General features: G+C 61.1%; 12 protein-coding genes and 1 pseudogene. 9 read left to right on the plus strand and 4 right to left on the minus strand.

From position 1 onward, the window contains the following. Positions 1-116: 116 nt before the first annotated feature. The 4 genes from ASB65_RS12630 to ASB65_RS12645 all read left to right on the plus strand — a co-directional run bounded on the left by ASB65_RS12630 (position 117) and on the right by ASB65_RS12645 (position 5,925). Positions 117-1,376 carry an N-acetylmuramoyl-L-alanine amidase gene (locus ASB65_RS12630; RefSeq protein WP_003502504.1) on the plus strand — a complete coding sequence of 420 codons (1,260 nt, stop codon included), beginning with the start codon at positions 117-119 and terminating at the stop codon, positions 1,374-1,376. Positions 1,377-1,703: 327 nt separating this feature from the next. Then, the gene (locus ASB65_RS12635) at positions 1,704-4,151 is read left to right on the plus strand and encodes a penicillin-binding protein 1A (protein ID WP_060724121.1); all 2,448 of its coding nucleotides are present in this window, start codon (positions 1,704-1,706) and stop codon (positions 4,149-4,151) included. 98 nt (positions 4,152-4,249) lie between these two features. Then, a protein-coding gene (gene prfB, locus ASB65_RS12640) for a peptide chain release factor 2 (RefSeq protein ID WP_099085460.1) occupies positions 4,250-5,381 on the plus strand; the annotation gives its coding sequence in 2 pieces (ribosomal slippage) (positions 4,250-4,318 and positions 4,320-5,381; 1,131 coding nt in all). 73 nt (positions 5,382-5,454) lie between these two features. Then, on the plus strand, positions 5,455-5,925 hold the full coding sequence (locus ASB65_RS12645; protein ID WP_003502511.1) for a cysteine hydrolase family protein: 471 nt from the start codon (positions 5,455-5,457) through the stop codon (positions 5,923-5,925). A 27-nt stretch (positions 5,926-5,952) separates the two neighbouring features. On the opposite strand, the gene ASB65_RS12650 is transcribed toward ASB65_RS12645, so the two are convergent. Beyond that, on the minus strand, positions 5,953-6,453 hold the full coding sequence (locus ASB65_RS12650; RefSeq protein WP_026364079.1) for a hypothetical protein: 501 nt from the start codon (positions 6,451-6,453) through the stop codon (positions 5,953-5,955). Positions 6,454-6,474: 21 nt separating this feature from the next. Further along, positions 6,475-7,248 (minus strand): NAD kinase, encoded by a 774-nt coding sequence (locus tag ASB65_RS12655; RefSeq protein WP_003502514.1) that lies wholly within the window; start codon positions 7,246-7,248, stop codon positions 6,475-6,477. Positions 7,249-7,551: 303 nt separating this feature from the next. On the opposite strand from ASB65_RS12655, the gene ASB65_RS12660 reads away from it, so the two are divergent. Both ASB65_RS12660 and ASB65_RS12665 read left to right on the plus strand, forming a co-directional pair. After that, positions 7,552-8,469: a PhzF family phenazine biosynthesis protein gene (locus ASB65_RS12660; RefSeq protein ID WP_060724122.1), complete on the plus strand. Its 918-nt coding sequence runs from the start codon at positions 7,552-7,554 to the stop codon at positions 8,467-8,469. 260 nt (positions 8,470-8,729) lie between these two features. Beyond that, positions 8,730-10,680, plus strand: a pseudogene (locus tag ASB65_RS12665) (GTP-binding protein). A gap of 93 nt (positions 10,681-10,773) precedes the next feature. Here the strand turns inward: ASB65_RS12665 and ASB65_RS12670 are convergent. Continuing rightward, positions 10,774-17,121, minus strand: a complete 6,348-nt coding sequence (locus ASB65_RS12670) for a hypothetical protein (protein WP_060724123.1) — start codon at positions 17,119-17,121, stop codon at positions 10,774-10,776. Positions 17,122-17,599: 478 nt separating this feature from the next. Here ASB65_RS12670 and ASB65_RS12675 point away from each other — a divergent pair, with 478 nt between their 5' ends. Next, positions 17,600-17,968 (plus strand): Hpt domain-containing protein, encoded by a 369-nt coding sequence (locus ASB65_RS12675; RefSeq protein WP_060724124.1) that lies wholly within the window; start codon positions 17,600-17,602, stop codon positions 17,966-17,968. A 130-nt stretch (positions 17,969-18,098) separates the two neighbouring features. Next, positions 18,099-18,419 carry a 2Fe-2S iron-sulfur cluster-binding protein gene (locus ASB65_RS12680; RefSeq protein WP_060724125.1) on the plus strand — a complete coding sequence of 107 codons (321 nt, stop codon included), beginning with the start codon at positions 18,099-18,101 and terminating at the stop codon, positions 18,417-18,419. Between the two features lie 306 nt (positions 18,420-18,725). On the opposite strand, the gene ASB65_RS12685 is transcribed toward ASB65_RS12680, so the two are convergent. Beyond that, the gene (locus ASB65_RS12685) at positions 18,726-19,352 is read right to left on the minus strand and encodes a DUF922 domain-containing Zn-dependent protease (RefSeq protein WP_031234002.1); all 627 of its coding nucleotides are present in this window, start codon (positions 19,350-19,352) and stop codon (positions 18,726-18,728) included. A 179-nt stretch (positions 19,353-19,531) separates the two neighbouring features. Between ASB65_RS12685 and folP the strand changes: the two genes are divergently transcribed. Further along, positions 19,532-20,317, plus strand: a complete 786-nt coding sequence (gene folP, locus ASB65_RS12690; protein ID WP_080868417.1) for a dihydropteroate synthase — start codon at positions 19,532-19,534, stop codon at positions 20,315-20,317. The last annotated feature ends 6 nt before the right edge of the window (positions 20,318-20,323 follow it).

Consider the following 20,323-nt stretch of genomic DNA (forward strand, 5'->3'; position numbering starts at 1 on the left):
GATTGTGGGGCGCAAACGCGCAAACTATCGTACGGCGTGGTTGAAACGGCACTGTTGCCGGCGTTTTTCCGCGCCGTTTATCGAAAATGACTGACATACGGAATTTCTTGAGGACCATGGATTTCACGCGCAACGCAGCGATATCAGGCGGGGCAGGGCGGCTTGGCGCGCGAATCGCGCGGGCTTTGGCGGCTCTGGCATTTTCCGTCGCCGCCTCTGTTTCCGTCGTGCCGGCAGCCCATGCCGTGGAGCCGCTTGTCGCCCATCAGGCGCGTATCATCGGTGATGAGGCGCGCACGCGCATCGTTCTCGATTTTGCGGAAGAGCCGGAATTCGACGTTCACTATCTCGATTCGCCCGCGCGCATCGTCGTGGACTTTCCCGCGGTGAATTTCGCTTTCCCCACATCCGACCTCAAGCCAACAGGTCTTTTCTCGGATATCCGCTTCGGCACCATGGGCCAGAACAGCGCCCGCATCGTGCTGACGGCGAAAAAGCCGGTACAGGTGACTGTTGCCGAAACGAAGAAGGCTGACGACGGGCAATCTTTCCGTTTCGTGCTCGATGCCGAGATCACCACCAAGGGCAAGTTCGCGGAGCTGGTGAAGGATCAGCAATGGCAGGCGCCCGCCCCGGTGACGACTGCCGCGATCACGCCTGACGACAAGACATCGCGTCCTGCGGAATTTGTCATCGCGGTCGATGCCGGTCATGGCGGCATCGATGCCGGCGCCACCGGCGGCACGACGGGCACCGAGGAAAAGGTCATCACTTTGACCTTTGCGAAGGAACTCGCGGAACGGTTGAACCGCGAACCCGGCATCAAGGCGTTTCTGACGCGCGATTCCGATACATTCCTTGCCCTGTCCGAACGGGTGACGATTGCCCGCCAGAACAATGCCAACCTCTTTATATCGCTGCATGCGGATACATTGAAGCAAAAGGGTATCCGCGGCGCGACCGTTTATACATTGTCAGACCGGGCGTCGGACCGGCAGGCGCAGGAACTGGCGGAGCGCGAAAACAAGTCCGACCAGATTGCGGGTGTTGCGGCCTCCAGCGAGCCGCCGGAGGTCGCCGATATTCTTCTCGATTTCACCCGCCGCGAAACTCAGGCCTTTTCGGTGACGCTCGCCGAAAACATCGTCTCATCCTTCGAGGGGCAGGTGGGCCTCATCAACAATCCGCACCGTTATGCCGGTTTTATGGTGCTGCGCGCTCATGACGTGCCGTCTGTGCTGCTGGAACTCGGTTTCCTCTCCAATGCGGAAGACGAAAAGCTGCTTCTCGATGGGGAATGGCGCAAGAAGGTGGCCGATACGCTGGCAACGGCCGTCGGGCGATACCGCGCCAAGGCCATGGCGAACGGCGGCTGAGAAGGGAACCAGCGGAGCGACGATGCTGTTGCCTCCCTGCCATTGACCGCCGAAAAGCTGTTCAATTCTTGGGTCTTGCGGACGATTGCGGAGGCGAAGCCCTATTTTACTCACATTCGCCGCGTTACTCGAAGCGCGGATTCGGTGGCGATCCGCAAGCGTCCGCAACGCGATTGCGGGCCTGCCGCCCGGTAACATATCAGCGAATGCTGCCGTATCCGGCTTGTCATCGAAGGTATGGTGTGCAAAACGGCACGCGATATGCAAGGATGCGCCCGTAAATCGTCGGGCGTTGATGGTTACGATTCGAATTATCGGTAGCTTGGTATGATCAGACTGATTGGATATTTTTTCGGCTTGGCCAGCGTGCTCTTCCTGTGCGCCGCCGTCGTCGGTGCGATTTATTTGCACGGCGTGACGAAGGACCTGCCGGATTACGCAGTTCTGAGCACCTATGAGCCGCCGGTAACGACGCGCGTGCATGCCGGCAACGGTGCGCTGATGGCGGAATACGCGCATGAAAAGCGCTTGTTCCTGCCGATCCAGGCCATTCCCGACCGTGTGAAGGCCGCTTTCCTGTCCGCCGAAGACAAGAATTTCTACAACCACCCCGGTGTCGACATCTTCGGTCTCGGCCGCGCCATTCTCGTCAATCTCCAGAATGTCGGCTCCGGCCGTCGTCCGGTCGGCGCATCCACCATCACCCAGCAGGTGGCGAAGAACTTCCTTCTGACCAACGACCAGACCATTGACCGCAAGCTCAAGGAAGCCATTCTCTCCTTCCGCATCGAGCAGACCTATTCCAAGGACAAGATCCTTGAACTCTATCTCAACGAGATCTTTTTCGGCCTGAATTCCTACGGCATCGCCGGTGCGGCGCTTACCTATTTCAACAAGTCTGTAACGGAACTGACGATTGCTGAGACCGCTTATCTCGCATCGCTGCCGAAGGGACCGAACAACTATCATCCCATCCGCCGTGAAAAGGCTGCGCTCGAGCGCCGCGACTGGGTGATCGACCGTATGGCCGAAAACGGCTACATCACCGTCGCCGACGCCACTGATGCGAAGAAGCAGCCGCTCGGCGTCAACCTGCGCCGCGGTGGCGCGCATATTTTCGCGTCCGATTATTTCGCCGAGGAAGTCCGCCGCCAGATCGTCGAGAAATATGGCGAGGAAGCGCTTCTTGAGGGCGGGCTCTCGGTTCGTACCTCTTTCGACCCGCAAATCCAGATGGAGGCGCGCAAGGCGCTTCAGGACGGGCTTGTGCAATATGACGAGCGCCGCGGCTTCCGCGGACCGGTGGAAAAGATCGAGACGGCCGGCGACTGGACGGCGGCGCTGGCCAAGGTCAAGGGTCTCCGGGACGTTCCGGAATGGAAGGTCGCGGTCGTGCTCGCGGTTGCCAACGATGGCGTCGATATCGGCGTCCAGGCCGATCCCGATGCGGAAGATGGCGACAAGCGCACGCGCGGCCATATCTCTGCTGAAAACATGCGCTGGGCTTTCCGTGATGCAAGCGGCAAAAGAGCAACCGCCAAGTCGCCGGGCGGTGTCCTGACCGCGGGTGACGTCGTTTATGCACAGCCGCTTTCCGGCTCCGGCAATGAATATCGCCTGCGCCAGCCGCCAAAAGTGCAGGGCGGCATGGTGGTGATGGACCCGCATACCGGCCGTGTTCTGGCGATGGTCGGCGGCTTCTCCTATGCGCAGTCGGAATTCAACCGCTCGACGCAAGCCATGCGCCAGCCCGGCTCCTCCTTCAAGCCGTTCATCTATGCGGCCGCGCTCGACAACGGCTATACGCCCGCCTCGGTCATTCTCGACGCGCCGATTGAGGTGGTATCTGGCAATCAGGTCTGGAAGCCGCAGAATTACGGCGGGGGGTCCGCCGGGCCTTCGACCCTGCGTCTCGGTATTGAAAAATCCCGTAACCTCATGACCGTGCGTCTGGCGCAGGATATGGGCATGAATCTGGTCGCGGAATATGCCGAGCGCTTCGGCATTTACGACAAGATGCCGCCGCTTCTGTCCATGTCGCTCGGTTCGGGCGAAACGACCGTCATGCGCATGGTTTCTGCCTATTCGGTCATCGCCAATGGTGGCAAGCAGATCAAGCCGACGCTGATCGACCGTATTCAGGACCGCTACGGCAAGACGATCTTCCGCCACGAGGAGCGCGCCTGCGAGGGCTGCAACGCGACCAGCTGGCAGAACCAGGACGAGCCTGTCATCGTCGACAATCGCGAACAGGTTCTCGACCCGATGACGGCATACCAGACGACCTCTATGCTGGAAGGCGTCGTGCAGCGCGGCACGGCGGCGGGCAAGATCAAGGTCGATCTGCCGGTTGCCGGCAAGACGGGCACCACCAATGATGAAAAGGACGCCTGGTTCGTCGGTTACACGCCGGACATGGTTGCCGGCCTCTATATCGGTTTCGATTCGCCCGCACCTCTCGGTCGCGGCGGTACCGGCGGTTCGCTGTCGGCACCGATCTTCGGTGAATTTATCGCCGATGCGGCCAAGCACATGGAACCGAGCAAGTTCATCGTGCCTGCTGGCATGAACTTCGTCGCCGTCAACCGCAAGACCGGCATGGCGGCGGTCGAGGGCGAGCCGGACACCATCATGGAAGCCTTCAAGCCGGGCACGGGTCCCGCTTCCACCTTCTCTGTCATTGGCGATGACGGATACATGTCGCAGGAAGACATTCTGAAGACCTCGCCGCAGGCGCAGCAGGCCATCACCGGCGGTGGCGGCGGTCTTTATTGACATTAGTCCTGACGTTTGGCGGGGGGGCGGGGCTTTACATCCGCGCCCCCCGCATTTATTTGAGCAACGAGTTTCAATGAAGGTGAAGAACCAGCGAAATGCGCAATGAAATCGTGAACGTAGTCGACGAAATCAAGCAGGCCATAAGCCTGCTGAGGAGGCATCTTTGACTGGGACCAGGCGATAAGACGGCTGGACTGGTTGAATAACAAGGCAGAGGACCCGACCCTCTGGAACGATGCCACTGAGGCCCAGAAGCTGATGCGCGAACGCCAGCAGCTGGATGACAGCATCAACGGCGTCAAGGCGCTGGAGCAGCAGCTCCGCGACAATATCGAGCTGATCGAACTCGGCGAGATGGAAGGCGATGACGAGATCGTCAAGGACGCCGAAGATGCCCTGAAGGCGCTGAAGAGCGAGGCGAACCGCCGCCAGGTGGAAGCCATGCTTTCAGGCGAGGCCGATGGCAACGACACCTATGTCGAAGTGCATTCCGGCGCCGGCGGCACCGAAAGCCAGGACTGGGCGAACATGCTTCTGCGCATGTATACCCGCTGGGCCGACCGCGAAGGTTTCAAGGTCGAGGTTCTCGAAGTTCACGACGGCGAAGAAGCCGGCATCAAGTCCGCGACGATCCTCGTCAAGGGCCACAATGCATTCGGCTGGATGAAAACGGAATCGGGCGTGCACCGCCTCGTTCGTATTTCGCCCTATGACAGCAATGCGCGTCGCCACACATCGTTCTCTTCCGTCTGGGTTTACCCCGTCGTCGACGATTCGATCCAGATCGACATCAATGAGAGCGATTGCCGTATCGATACCTATCGTTCGTCCGGTGCGGGCGGCCAGCACGTCAACACGACAGACTCGGCCGTGCGTATCACGCATATTCCGACCGGTATTGCCGTTGCCTGCCAGCAGGAGCGTTCGCAGCACAAGAACCGCGCCAAGGCGTGGGACATGCTGCGCGCCCGCCTCTATGAGGTGGAGCTGCAGAAGCGGGAAGAGGCGGCAAACGCCCAGGCCGCGTCCAAGACGGATATCGGCTGGGGCCACCAGATCCGTTCCTACGTTCTGCAGCCTTACCAGCTGGTCAAGGATCTGCGCACCGGCGTGGAAAGTACAGCACCCGGCAACGTGCTGGATGGCGACCTGAACGAATTCATGGAAGCCGCACTCGCCCACCGCATCAGCGGCGGCGCGGATGTGGAAGTCTCGGATATCGATTAAGGCGTCCGGCGCGTCGACTGGAAAATTGCCCCTCGCAAACCCATTGTGAGGGGTTTTTCGTTGGAGGACTAGCATGAAACAGGCGCTCTATATCGTCGACGTCCAGCCGAGCTTCAATCCGCCGGCTGCGCTGGTGGCGGAAATATCCGCACTCGCCCTGACCATGCCCAGCATTGCCACCGTCGAGCGTCATGATGAAAGCGTGACGCCCTTCGAGCGGCAACTAGGCTGGAAGCCGGGCAGGCATGACGAGTCGCTTGTTGCGGCAGATCGCATATTCATCAAACACGGTTATGCGCCTCCACAGGAGGTCATCGACTATCTCCTGTCGCTGAAACTCGACAGGGTGCTTGTCTGCGGCATTCAGGCTGATACCTGCGTGCTGGCCGCTGGTTTTGCCCTTTTTGATGTGGGGCTGCATCCCACGCTGTTGCCATGGCTGACGGTGGGCTCCAGTCTCGACCGCAGTGGTGGACTCGGTGCAAGATTATGGAAGCATCATTTTGGAGCGGTTCTTGCCGGGCCGGAGGCACTGGAAGCATAACCTTGCCCGGCCGCGTATCCGGTCCAATCAGTTCGAAGCTTTTTCGATCTTCATCTCACCCAGCTCGTCGATCAGGATCGTCCAGCTTTCCGCTTCCTTGCTCATCGGGTCCGTTTTCAGATAAACGGTCACGAACAGGCCGGGCGAAGCGGGCGCGCCATTCGAGCTTTCAGGACGAATATCCGTGACATAGGATTTCATCTGGCTGAATTCCTCCAGCTCGATATTTTCGAGGAGATTCGGCCCATCGGCGGTAAAGACGATGCGCTGCAGGTAGATTTTCGCCGTGCCGTCGCCCTGGCGGATGGCGATGACCTTGTAATAACCGCGTGTGGGCGAGGCAGGCGGCGGCCGCAACTGTCCGTCTGGGCCCTTCACCGGCTCAAGATTCCGATCTTCCCACATGCCGCTGCTGACGACGAAGATTGCCGAAACCGGCAGGGCGTCGATCGCTTCCGTCTGCGCCCGCGCAGGAAGCACGGCGGCGGCGAAAAGGAAAGCAGCGAGGATAGGTCTTGTCAATTGCATGGCCATTATCGATTGTGGGCGTCAATTGTTGAACTGTTCGGCGAGAACCCGGTCCGACCATGAACGATCCGGATCCGAGAGAATTCTGGCCGTCCGGTCCTGCGATTGTGCGATCCTAACGTGACGAACGGATTTCACCTCGGTGTGGTCGGCCACCGCGTTCACCGGGCGCTTGTCGCGTTCCAGAACATGAATGTCGACCGTTACCTTATTCGGCAAAAGCGCGCCGCGCCAGCGCCGTGGGCGGAAAGCACTGACGGGGGTGAGCGCCAGAAGCGGCGATTCCAGCGGCAGGATCGGTCCATGGGCGGAGAAATTGTAGGCTGTCGACCCTGCGGGGGTCGCCACCATCATGCCGTCGCAGATCAGCTCTTCCAGCCGCACCTTGCCATCCACCTCGACACGAAGCTTGGCGGCCTGATGGGACTGGCGAAACAGGCTGACCTCGTTCATGGCGAGAGCGGTAAACTCGTCGCCGTCGGAATCCGTCGTCGTCATGCGCAGGGGGTGAAAATCATTGCCGCTCGCCACCGCGATGCGCTCGAGCAGGCCCTCCACCCGGTAGTCATTCATCAGGAAGCCGACGGACCCCCGGTTCATGCCATAGACACGCTTGCCGGAATTCATCGTCTCGTTGAGAATCTGCAGCATGAAGCCATCGCCGCCGAGTGCAACGATCACCTCCGCCTCTGCAAACGGCGTATCGCCGTAAATGCCTTTCAGCTCTTTCAGCGCCGTCTGCGCCTCCTCTGTTGCGGAGGCGACGAAGGACAGTGAATAGGTAGAATGCGACATTCGCTTCCCTCGACAACGGCGCAGACCGGGCCGGTCCGAGCAAGGCACTGTAACCTGTTGAAGCGGCTTGAAATCTTTAAACCTCAACAAGGAGGTGGATAACATGCCGCCAGACGCACCCTTGGTACATGAAGACGGCGGCTGGCGACAAGGCCTTTCGCAGACGCAGGCGTTCCCTGGAGGCGGACCGCACCGCTCCGGTCCACAGCTTCTTGATTTGCGCCCACCGACAAGGGTTGCGATGCGGGACGGCCTGATGCAGTTTGCCAAGGCAGCCGGAATGACGAGTGGCAGGAGACGGATGTGGCGCTGAACTACGATATCTATGATGTCTTTACCGAGACGAAAATGGCGGGAAATCCGCTGGCGGTCATGTATGACGCCGATGATCTTTCCCAAGCCACGATGCAGGCGATTGCGCGGGAAATGAACCTCTCCGAGACGGTTTTCGTTAACGGCTCCCCCAACCCGGCGCATGCGGCTTCGCTGCGCATCTTCACGCCATCAGGCGAATTGCCCTTTGCCGGCCATCCGACGGTGGGCGCCGCAGTCGCCATCGCCGAGCGAAATCGCGGCGAGGGTGATGACGACATCGATATGGTCTGCGTGCTGGAGGAGAAGGTGGGGCCGGTGCGTTGCGCGGTGAAGATGCGCGCGGGAGCCGTCAGCTTCGCGGAATTCGACCTGCCGCGCAAATCATCCCGAGTTGACCTGCCGCTCGATCACACCGCGCTTGCCGATGCGCTCGGCGTCAGCGAAGGACATCTCGGCTTTGAGAATCATGTGCCGTCTATCTGGACAGCAGGTGTGCCGTTCCTGCTCGTGCCGCTGCACAATATCGCCGCTATCAGGGACATGGATTTCGACGCCAATCTGTGGCTGCGCACCGCGCCGCTGGTCGAGGGACGCCTGGCGGCGGCCTATATCTACTGTCGCGGCGGCGTCAATCACGCGGCAAAGTTCCACGCCCGCATGTTCTCCCCGGATATGGGCATTTCGGAAGACCCCGCAACCGGTTCCGCCGCCGCCGCCCTGTCCGGCGCGATCCACCATTTTGACGGGCTGACGGACGGCCATCATCCGCTCCTGATAGAGCAGGGCGTGGAGATGGAAAGACCGTCCCACATCCATCTGCGTATGGACATCAAGGACAACGAAATAGCCCGCGCGCGCATCGGTGGTCACGCGGTGCGTGTGGCGTCGGGCACGTTCGAGGTTTGAGGCGAACTGTCGTTTGATTGTCCGGCAACATCCCGTACCGGTGGCTTCTGTGATCGCGCGCCGCGCGACGCCTGATGGAGCGGACACAGAGATGTCCGTCCTTGACATATATCCCGACGAGGGTTTTAAATTCGCGCGCATCTCCGCGAACCGGCGGAGATTTGCGCACCAGATCATGGTTTTTTAGCACATAGAGGTCCCAATGCGCCGAGTCCCTTCTCACGAAAATCACCTTGGAGTTTCTGAGAAGTTGAGGGTTCATGCGCACTTTGAATCTGGGCATTCTCGCCCACGTAGACGCAGGCAAGACTAGCCTTACGGAGCGTCTCCTATTTGACACCGGCGTAATCGACAGGCTGGGCAGCGTCGATACCGGTAATACACAGACAGACAGCCTCGAACTGGAGCGGCAGCGCGGCATCACCATCAGGGCCGCTGTCGTGTCCTTCACCATTGGCGATACCGTCGTCAATCTCATCGATACGCCCGGCCATCCCGATTTCATTGCGGAAGTCGAGCGTGTGTTGGGGCTGCTTGATGCAGCGGTGGTTGTGGTTTCGGCCGTGGAAGGCGTGCAGGCGCAAACGCGGATACTTGTTCGGGCGTTGCAACGTCTCGCAGTCCCGTTCGTATTCTTCATCAACAAGGTCGATCGCCCCGGCGCGCGCTATGATGAGGTCGTGCAGAACCTCGCCGATCAGTTGAGGGTGCGCCCGATCGCCATGTCGACTGTCACTGGCGCTGGCGGCAAGTCCGCGCGGGTGGAGGCTACGGATGTGAAGAGCGAGCCATTTTTCTCCATCCTCTGCGAAATCCTTGCCGAGAATGACGGAGGACCTGTTGCGCGACTATCTTTTGACGCCCGACGGTGTGGAGGCCGAAAGACTCCTCCAATCGCTCGCGCATCAGACCGCCCATGGGCTGGTGCATCCGGCTTTTGCCGGTGCGGCGATGACGGGAGCCGGCCTGCCGGCTTTGATATCTGCCATTGTCGACATGCTGCCCGCTCGTCAACCCGACCCCGAGGGAGAAGTCTCGGGAAAAATCTTCAAGATCGAACGCGGATGGGGCGGTGAAAAGCTGTCATATCTGCATTTGACATCCGGAACGATCCAGCTCCGGCAGTATCTGCCTTTGCCGCAGGGACCGGTAAGAGTGACCGGAATACAGCTGTTCGAGGACGGTCACGTTCACAATTCGACGCATCTCCGCGCCGGTCAGATCGCCCGCGTCACCGGCCTTACGAGTGCCCGGATCGGCGACAGGGTTGGCGCGGACGCGGTTGCCGACAGCCCGTTTCATTTCGCTCCACCCACGCTTGAAACACGAGTCGTTTCCCGCCGTCCGGCTGAGCACGCGGCGCTCTGGCTGGCGCTGAACCAGCTGACCGAGCAGGATCCGCTTATCGGATTGCGAAGGAACGACGAGACGAACGAGGTTTTCGTATCGCTCTATGGCGAGGTGCAAAAGGAGATCATCCAATCGGAACTGTTGACGGGGTTTGGCATCGAGGCCGAATTTGAGGACAGCACGATTATCTGCGTGGAAAGGCTGGCAGGTATCGGGCACGGACTTCAAACCATCTTCAAGGCACCAAACCCCTTTATCGCCACCGTCGGATTGCGGGTCGAGCCAAGACCGGATGGTGCGGGAAACAGCTTCGCACTGGAGGTGGAGGTGGGCCAGATGCCCGCAAGCTTTTATCGAGCGGTCGAGGAGACCGTATTCGAAACGCTGAAGCAGGGCATATTCGGTTGGCGGGTGGTGGATTGCCATGTCGCCATGACGGCCGCCCGGCAGAGTGCACCGTCAAGCACGGCTGCCGATTTCCGGCAGCTGACACCATGGGTGCTGGCAATGGCGCTGACCGAAGCGCAAACCTACGTTTGTGAACCGATCGATCACTTCCACCTCGAAGCGCCGGCGGCAGCGATGACACGCCTGAGCACCGTTCTTGCCAAAGCGGGTGCAGTCACCAGAAACGCCGTTATCTCCGGCGGCATGGCAAGGCTTGAAGGGACGATAGCGTCGGCAATGGTTCAGGGTGTTCAGCAGCAGGTGCCGGGGCTGACGGGTGGCATGGGCGCGATGGAAACGTCGTTCAGCCACTATGCACGGGCGGATAATCCGCCGCCGCCGCGCCGGCGGTCGGGTGCTGATCCGTTCAATGAGCGCGATTATCTGCTGAGCCTGCGCCGAAATGCAGAATGACCGCCGCGGAAATCAAATATTCCGCGACGGTCATTTTTCACATCAGACTTGAACAGGCAACGCGGAGAGGGATCCTCTCCGCGTGACCTCCTGTCAGTTGAACCGGCCCGCGGCATGGGCAAGCATCGTATAGACCTTGCCGGTATCGGAGGTGAGGTAGGACTGGGTGACTGTCCGGTCGCGATCCGTGCGGGCCACATCGGCGAGCAGCTTTTCGAAATCGGTGATGTAGCGGTCCACGGCGGTGCGGAATTCAGCCTCCCGCTCGTATTTGCGCTTGATCTCGTCAAACGTCGTCTGGCCCTTCAGCGTGTAGAGGCGACGGGTGAAGACGTCGCGCTCGCCGCGCTGGTAACGGCGCCACAGTTCCACGGACGCATCGTGGTCGATGGCGCGGGCGATGTCGACGGAGAGCGAGTTCAGCGATTCCACCATGTGCCGCGGATTGCGGGTATCGGCCGCACGCGTTGGCTGCTGCTCGGTGCGGGGTGCGGAAGCGGCTGCCGTTTCCTGTGAGGCGCCGCGCAGAAGATCGCTGATCCAGCCACCGCCTTCTTCACGACGTCCAGCGGGAGCGGCAGCGCCAGTGGGAGCCGGGGCAGGTGCCTGACGGTTCTCGACCTGGCGGTTTTCAAGCGGCAGGGTGCCACGCAAGGCAGGGGCAGCAGCAGGCTGCGGCTGTGCCGGGCGCTGTTGTACCGGAGCGGCTGCTGCCGGCTGCGGACGCGTCTCGACGCGGCGTTCAGCGGCAGGCTGGGTCGCGGCGATGGCACGGGCGACCGGTTCGGACACTTCCATCTGGTGGGTCGAACGACCGACAAGGGGGGAAATATCCTGCAGGGCCTTGATCTGCTCGGAAACGGCGCGGCGCATGGCGGCAGCGCTTTCCTTGGCTTCTTCCGGCAGGTCGAAGGCGCCGCGCTTCAGTTCGGCGCGTGTCGCATCCAGCTCGCGGCGGATGTCGTGGCTGGAGCGGCGGATTTCGTCCGTTGCACCGGCAAAGCGGCTAACGGCTTCCTCGACGGCCTGACGCAGCGTTTCCTTGAGGTTGGCGGCGGCGGCATTCGATTTTTCCGAGGCGCTGCCCAGAAGATTGTCGACTTCCGAAAGCGAGGACTCGACACCGCCGCGCAGGCGGTTCACCAGCTCGTCGGAGTATTTCTGCGCGTCGGAGAGCGTGCTTTCGATCGAGCGGCTGGCATCCTGACCGGCGGAGAGCAGGGCGCCCCGCATGGTCTGTGCCGCCGAGCGGGCGCGCTGTTCGGTCTCGTCGAGCGAGCGGCCGATATCGGTGAAGGACGCCTGCAGATTGTCACGCAGATTGCCGGCGACATTCTGCGAACGCTCTTCGGCTTCGTTGAGCGTGGTTTCCACGACGCCGACGACGTTGCGCATGGCGCTTTCGATTTCCTCGGAGCGCTTGACGAGGCCGACGGACAGGCTGCGCAGCGCATCCTGGCGTTCCTCCAGCGTGCCGACGAGGCTCGACTGTGCGGCATTGAGCAGTTCGGATGCCTGGCTCAGCACCTTCGAATGTTCTTCGAAGCGTCCGACGATACCGGCAACCTGCGCCAGCGTCTGGCCGGAAATATTCGACAGGCGGTCGATCTTTCCTTCGAGCAGACGGCTGGAGCTGGACACCATGTCGGCGGCCTGCGAGGCAGATTCGGAGAAGCGGGTCGCCGAGGCGTTCAATGCCTCATCTGCCGCGCCGAAGCCCTGTGCGGCGCGCTCAACGGCGGAATTGAAGTTGGTTGCCGACTGTTCAACGATCTCTGCCATGCTGTTATGGGTCTGCGACAGCATGTCCGTGCTCTGGCGGGTGGCGGCGACCAGCTTGTTGGCGGCATCGCTGCCGGCGCGGGCATATTTGTCGATGCCCTGTTCGACGGCGTCCGCCATAGCAGTATGGGTCTCGGACAGCATATCCGTGCTCTGGCGGGTGGCTGCGACGAGCTTGCCCGCCGCATCCGTTCCGGCAGCGGCATAGTCACTGATCGCCTGTTCCACCATGCCGACCATGCCGCTGTTGCTCTGCGAGAGAAGCTCGGCGCTCTGCTGGGCGGCGGAAACGATCTTCTCGGCGGCTTCGCGGCCGATGGTGGCATATTCGTCGACGATAGGCTTGGCTTTCTCCTCGATCAGGCGAGACAGCTCCGCAGAGCGGCTGGCCAGCATCGAGTTGAGTTCGCGGGTGCGGTTGTCCAGCGCCGAGCGGATGGATTCGCCGCGCGCGTCGAGGGCCGATTCGACACCCGTCAGCGTTTCGGAAATGACACCGACCTGAGAGCGGACGACGGCTTCAGCCTCGGCAACCTTGTTGACGATAATGTTGCCTGCCTCGGAGAAGGTCTGGGCCACGGCGGCGGCCTGGCCGGAGAGACGGGTCTGCGCATCCGAGATGCGGTTAACGATCTCGCCGGAGCGCTCTTCGATGGCCTTGGTGAAGGCTTCGTTCTGCGCCTGCACCTGTTCTGCAAATTCCGAACCGGATTTCGAGAGCAGGGCGGATGAGCGGGCCGCTTCATCGCCGATGCTCTGGGTGGCCGACGTGACCGCGCCGCGCAGGCTGACAGCGAGATCGCTCGCCTTGCCTTCAATGGTGCGGTTGACGTTTTCGAGGCCGATCGTCAGCGCACGGTCCATGGTGCCGAGGCGCTCATCGATGCGGGCCGTGCCGCTATCGAAGGTTTCTGCCAGGCGGCTGGTGCGGCTTTCCAGCGTATCTGCGACACGCGTGGTCTGTTCGTCCAGAATGCCGGTGATGCGCTCGGCGGCCTCGTCGCTGGTGCGGGCGAACACGGCCGTCTTGTCTTCCAGCGCGTCGGCGAAGCGGCGGCCGGCGTCCTCGATCGAGCTGTTGACGTTGGCGAGATCGCCACCGACGCGGGTCTGCAGGGTGTCGAGAGAGGTCTCGATGCGGGCGCCTGTCTCGTCGAGACGGGTTGTGACATTGCCGATCGATGTTTCGATGCGGGCGGAGAGGGCGTCGGTGGCCCCGCCGATTTCGCGGGCTGCCTCGCCGATCTTGACGGCGATATCACCGGCGCTGTTGCGAAGACGCTCTTCCAGCGTCGCAGCACTGCCGTCGATTGCCTTCTGCAGCGTGTCCTGCTGGGTCTCGAGCGACAGTTCAAGCATGCTGGCGCTGGAGGCGACCGTGGTGCCGATCATCATAGCCTGCTCGGAAAGCATGTCGCCCATCTGCGTCGTGGCGGAGCTGAGCGTCGCAGCAAGGTCCGCCTGGCGCTGGTCGAGCGCCGTGCGAATATCCTCATGCGATTGCGAGAGGTTGGTTTCGAGGCGGGACACACCTTCTTCCACCGTCTGGGCAAAACGGGTGCTGCCGTCTTCAACGACGCTTTCGATGCGGTTGGCCGCGCCCGAGACACTCTGCTCGATCAGGCCGCTATTGCGCTCCAGCGAGCCGGCAATGCGCTCGGCCTGCGAGCCGAGCATGGTTTCGAGCCGCTCGTGACCGCTGGCAAGCGCGTTCTCAAGCGTGAATGCGGTGGATTCGAGACGCTGGCCGACACCGGCCGCCGCAAGCGAAAGCGACGATGCTCTGGCATCCATCGCCTCGGCGATACGCTCCTCGACACCAGAAATCGTCATATCGAGCGCAAGAGTGCGGCTGTCCAGCGCATCCGCGATGCGTTCTTCCGCGCCTGCCACGATGCCGGAAAGGGCAGCGGTACGGCTGTCCAATGCGTCTGCAATGCGGTCTTCGACACCGGAAACGGCGTTCTGCAGGGCCGTGGTGCGACCATCGAGGATATCGGCGATCTTTTCCTCGACGCCGGAGAAGCTCATGTCGAGCGCCATGGTGCGGCTGTCGAGAACATCCGCAATCCGCTCTTCGGCGCCGGAAACGACGGTCTTCAGCGAATCCGTGCGGCTGTCAAGCGCGCTGGCAATACGGGTCTCGGCGCCGGCCACCAGTTCGCCAAGGGCTGCGGTGCGCGTGTCGAGCGCTTCGGTGATTTTTTCCTCCGCGCCGGAGAATGCCATGTCGAGCGCCATGGTACGGCTGTCGAGCGCATCGGCGATGCGTTCTTCAGCGCCGGAGACCACGGCGTTGAGAGCGGCGGTGCGGCCATCCAGCGTTTCCGCGATACGGGTTTCAGCACCGGCGACCACGTCGCCGAAGGTGGCCGTGCGGCTGTCGAGCGCGCCGGCGATTTTCTCTTCAGCGCTCGCCACAATGCCGGTGAGGGCAGAGGTACGGTTGTCGAGCGTCTCGGACAGTCTTTCCTCGACATTGGCAAAGGTCATGTCGAGCGAAAGGGTGCGGCTGTCCATCGTATCGGCGATGCGTTCCTCGACGCCGGAAATGGCGCTGGAAAGAGCGGCCGTGCGGCCGTCAAGCGTATCGGCGATACGGCTTTCCGCACCGGCGACGACGTCGTGCAGGGCAGCCGTGCGGCTTTCCAGCGTATCGGAAATACGATCCTCGATGCCGGAAACAGCACCGGTGATGGCGGCAGCCCGGGTTTCGAGCGTTTCCGAAAGGCGGCGCTCGACATCGGCAACGACACTGTTGATCGCGGCGGCGCGTTCGTCGAGCATGGCGGCAAGGCGTTCGGCCGTGCCGGAGACGGAGCCGGTAATCGCCATCGAACGGCTGGCGAGTGCCTCGTCGAAACGGTTCTGGCTGGCTGAGAGCGCGCCGAACAGGGCGTTGCTGCGTTCCGACAGCACAGCGTCGATCTTCTCGTGAGAATTGGCGAAGGCGTCGGTGATTTCGGCGGTGCGCTGGCCGATCGCGTCGCTGAAGGCCTGTGTCCGGATTTCAAGCGCGCTTTCCAGCATTTCCTGACCCGTGCCCAGCGCAGTTGCAAGCGCCAGCGACTGATCGGTCATGGTGGTGCCGATACGCTCCAGACCGGCGCTCAGCATGGTGTCGAGCGCTTCGGAGCCGCCGGCAACGGTTTCGTTGATGCGGGCGAGACTTTCCATCAGCTTGCTGTCGAGGCTGCCGGCGCGCTGGTCGAAGGCGCTGGCGAATTGCGCCACATGCACGTCGAAGGCCGAGTTGACCTGGCCTACCGTCGCCTGCATGCGCTCCTCGTAGAGGCCGGAGCGAAGATCGAGATCCATGATCGCATCGTCAGCCGTGCTCTGCAGGCTCTGGCGGAAGGAGAGGCCCTTTTCTTCAAGCGTCGTGGACAGCTTATCGAGAACCGTATCGAGCGAACCGCCGATGACCTGCTGGCCGCGTTCGATATTGCGGTTGAGTTCCAGCGTGCGGTTGGACAGCGTCTCGTTGAGCTGGCGGGTGCGTTCCTCAAGCGCGCTGTTGAGGCTTTCCACGCCGCTATCCAGCGTCGAAGCATGGATCGCGAAACGCTCCAGCAGCACTTCACCGCGCTCGTCCAGCGTCGAGGTAAGATTATGCAGGCGCATGTCGAATTCGTTGGAGATCGTCGAGCCCGAGGAGTTCAGCGCCTGGAGCAGGTTTTCGGTCTTGGCGGCGATCAGGCTGCCCATCGCTTCGGTCGAGGCGCGCGATTTTTCGAGCAGCGCAGCCGAACGCGTGTCGATCATAGAGGCGAAAGCCTCGCCGGTCGTGGCGATCCGCATCGAAAGCTCTTCGCCGACGATGGAAAGCTCTTCTTTAATCTGTTCCTGCGCGCCGACGATGGAGGAGCGGATGCGCTCGGCGTGATTGACGATGGCGTCACGCTCGGCGGTCAGTTCCTGCACGAGGCTGCGCACGCGCAGTTCATTGTCGGCATAGCTGCGTTCGAGCGCGTTGACTTCGGAATGAACGAGGGTTTCGAGTTCCGTCGCGCGGGCGATTGTTCGCTCGATGCCGTCATTCATGGCCGAGACTTCGCGGCGAACCGCCTGGCCGACGGACATGATGCGGTCGGATGCCACGGTTTCCGGTTCCGCAAGGCGAAGGGCGACTTCGGCCATGGAGCGGGCGGCATTCCGCAGATCGCGGGCGCGCGCCATCATGATCGCGAAGGCGAAGAACAGCATGATGGGAACGAGGATGCCGACGACGATTGCCATCAGGCCGGGGATAGCGGTGAGATCAGCCAGCGAGGCGATGTTCCAGAGCGCATTGCCATAGAGAAGATGTGCGATACCAAGGCCGCCGAGCGCCCAGATGACCGACATGATCGTGGCGTTGCGCAGCGCGCCGCCGATGGAGCCGCCTTCCAGCGATTTCAGGATCATGGCCGGGCTGCGCTTGGAACCGTCATTGGCCGCTTCGAGATTGGGCGATCTGGGTGTCTGTTCGGCAGGCGCGCGCGCGGCCTCGGGAGCAGGGGTCTGTCTGCTTGCTTCCTTCAATCTGGCCTCCGGCTGCTTCGGCGCTGCAGTTTTCCGCGTCTCCGGCTTTTCTTCGAAAGCGCCAAGCTGCAGGGCATCTTCCAATGCCTGAAATGCAGTCTCGTCGACAGAGTCGCTGATCTTGTTATTCGCCATGCGGTTACGCCTCGTTACACATACGCCCGGCTTCATGCCGTTGACCACTTGCGATCCGCAAGCAGACTGCCGCCATCATGCCAGCGGAACATCATCCCTTTAAAAGATAACAATTCCGCCATTTACCAAATCCCGAATTGCTGGTGGTCCAGCTTTCGGGCGAAATTACATCACTGTGCCGCAATAACAAAGCTTGAGCTTAAGCCCTGCGGGAACGGCAGTACCGTAGTGACACATTTAGGTGTTCGAAACAATTAATGCGGATTTGCGGCGGTGGCGAAGTGTCGGCTTTTTAACAGTTTTTAAACCTGAGTTTCACGCTGAACGCCTTGTTTCGCATAAGTTTAACATAAATTAACCATAGCAGAAGATTTTCGCCTGCGTCACGCCGTAATTTAAGCCGATAGCAGCCGCCCGGATGCGTGAATACGACACAGATGTGACACGAAACAGGAAACGGTGAGACAGGATTTCAGCCATGGCAGCGGTCAGTATTGTTTTCGAAGCTCCCGATAATTGCGGCGGCGCGCCTGCCACCGGTAAAAAACCGATCGATTTCGATCATCTCGCCCGGCAGACGATGGGCGACAAGGATCTGGAGATCGAGGTGCTGCAACTCTTCAGCCGCAACGCCCGCGCCGCCCTGCATGAAATGGCGGGCGCGGACAACAAGACCGTCATGGCGACGGCCCACCGTCTGAAGGGGTCGGCGCAGGCCGTCGGCGCATCCGCCGTTTCCGCAGCCGCGGCAGCAGTGGAAGACAAGGGCAATGACAGCGCGGCGATCGCAAAACTTGCCGCAACCATTGTCGAGGCTGAAAATTTCATCCTCAAGCTCTGCCGCTGAGGCGTAATTCATCAAATTTGCCATTTTACAAGGCCGGTTGCGTCTATGCGCCCTCGAAGCGGGTTGCCAAGGCGGAGCGGCCTTTCTATGTGTTTAGAACAGTTCTTAGATCACATTTTGGATTTCCGGCATGACAAAACTGACCATCGTTGCCTTTGACGGCACGCCCCATGAACTCGACGTGAGCAACGGTTCCACCGTCATGGAGAATGCCGTGCGCAACTCCGTACCCGGCATCGATGCGGAATGCGGCGGCGCCTGCGCCTGTGCGACCTGTCATGTCTATGTGGATGATGCATGGGCGGAACGCGTCGGTGGACCCGAGCCGATGGAAGAAGACATGCTGGATTTCGCCTTCGACGTGCGCCCCACCTCGCGGCTCTCCTGTCAGATCAAGATGAATGACGAGCTTGATGGTCTCGTCGTTCATGTTCCCGAGCGCCAGGGCTGAAAATTTCCGTATTGCTTCACGCAGAAAAAGCCCCGCTCACCTAGTAGCGGGGAGCGGGGCGAGGCGGGTACGCGCATGCAGGCGGGGGAGGAAACCCCTGCGAGCCCTCAAGTGCGCACCGGGAGAACCGGAGACGGTTGCAACCGCCGGACCCGCCTTGGGCCGCAACCATTTCAAACCGTATGAACAAGCTACAATGAGTCTTGCCGGCCGCACCACGGCGAGAATTCACGGGTGATATAGGACATGACGTTACGTCATGTCCGTGATTTTCCCCGAGATTCTGGAAGGTACGGCCAATGACCGTCAGCGACGATTCTGGCCCTGCTCGAGCCGGTTTTTCAAAAGCCGGGTCATGCGGGCATCGAAATTTTTCGATTCCACGACGTCGAAGCGCATCTGGTCCCGGTCATGCTCGTCCATCACCGTCTGGGTGATCTTGCCGACCATTTCCTGTAGCGTCTCGCAGCTTTTCTGCGGCCGAAGCGAGGTCAGCTGTCTTTCAAGCGAACGGGCATGGGTGCGGGCGATTTCCGCATGGCGCTCCTCGTGGCGCTTGATATCGGCAAGCAGCGTATCCCAGATGAAGGCCAGTTCCGCCGTGGTGCGACGGCGGTTTTTCCATTGCGGCAGGAGAATGCGGGTGTTTAGCACCACTTTGGCGGTTCCGACGCTGCAAAGGCCGTTTTTCTCCACATAGGTGAGCTCGCCCCCGAATTTGATTTCGGTAGCGCCGGGATGGCGCGCGCCGGTATTGCGGGTCAGGGGGCCGTGCTTGGAAAGCTGCTGGTCGAGATCGGCCGCCGTTTTGCCGCCAATCGAAAAATAGGAATAGGTCTTGCGGACGATGGTGTCGGAAAATGCCGATCCGGGTAGGGAAAGTGCCATTGCGCCCGCCAAAGCGACGCAAAGAGCACGTGATGATTTAGTCATGACCCGGCCTTCCGGTTGAACTTCAAAAAGGTTTGCTGCATAGGCGGAGCGGAACTTATAAGAATTGGCATAACACTCCGTTATTCCCGAAAGGCGCGTGTTACGTGATAACAGCCGGCAGCAACGCGTGGCAAGCGGCCCATGGTCGCTCCCTGAAACTTGATGGGCGTGGCCGTATTATGGCCATCGTCAATGCAACGCCCGATTCCTTTTCCGATGGCGGCCGTTATCTTGCCGTCGATTCGGCTTTTTCCCATGCGCTGACCTGCGTGGAAGAGGGTGCTGACATCATCGATATCGGCGGCGAATCCACGCGGCCGGGTGCCGCCGCGGTGACGGAAGCCCAGGAACAGGACCGGGTGCTGCCGGTCATCGAGAAATTGCGCCGGGAGACGGATGTGCTGATCTCCGTCGATACCTATCGCGCTTCGACGGCGAAGCTGGCGATCAGCGCGGGCGCACATATCGTCAATGACGTCTTCGGCCTGCAGAAGGACATGGAAATGGCCGGCGTGGTAGCGGCCACCCGCGCCGGGGTCTGCATCATGCATACCGGCCGCGACCGGCAGAAGCTTGCCGATGTGATCGCCGACCAGTTCGAATTCCTCAATCGCTCGCTCGAGATCGCCGAGGATGCGGGTATTGCCCGCGATGCCGTCGTGCTCGATCCCGGTTTTGGTTTTGCCAAGGACGAGCGGGAAAATGTCGAACTGATGGCACGTTTCGGCGAGCTTGCCGCTTTCGGCCTTCCGGTTCTCGCCGGTACGTCGCGCAAGCGTTTCATCGGGTCGCTGACGGGCCGGGATGCGGCAGCGGAACGCGATATCGGAACGGCTGCGACCACCGCGATCCTGAGGTTGGCGGGTGCTTCGATTTTTCGCGTGCACAATGTCGCTGCAACGCGCGATGCACTGGCAATCGCCGATGCGGTTCTTGCCAAAACGTCGGCAAAGGCCGATGCGTAGATCAAT

It is taken from the genome of Agrobacterium tumefaciens str. B6 (assembly GCF_001541315.1).
Classification (GTDB): Bacteria; Pseudomonadota; Alphaproteobacteria; order Rhizobiales; family Rhizobiaceae; genus Agrobacterium; species Agrobacterium radiobacter.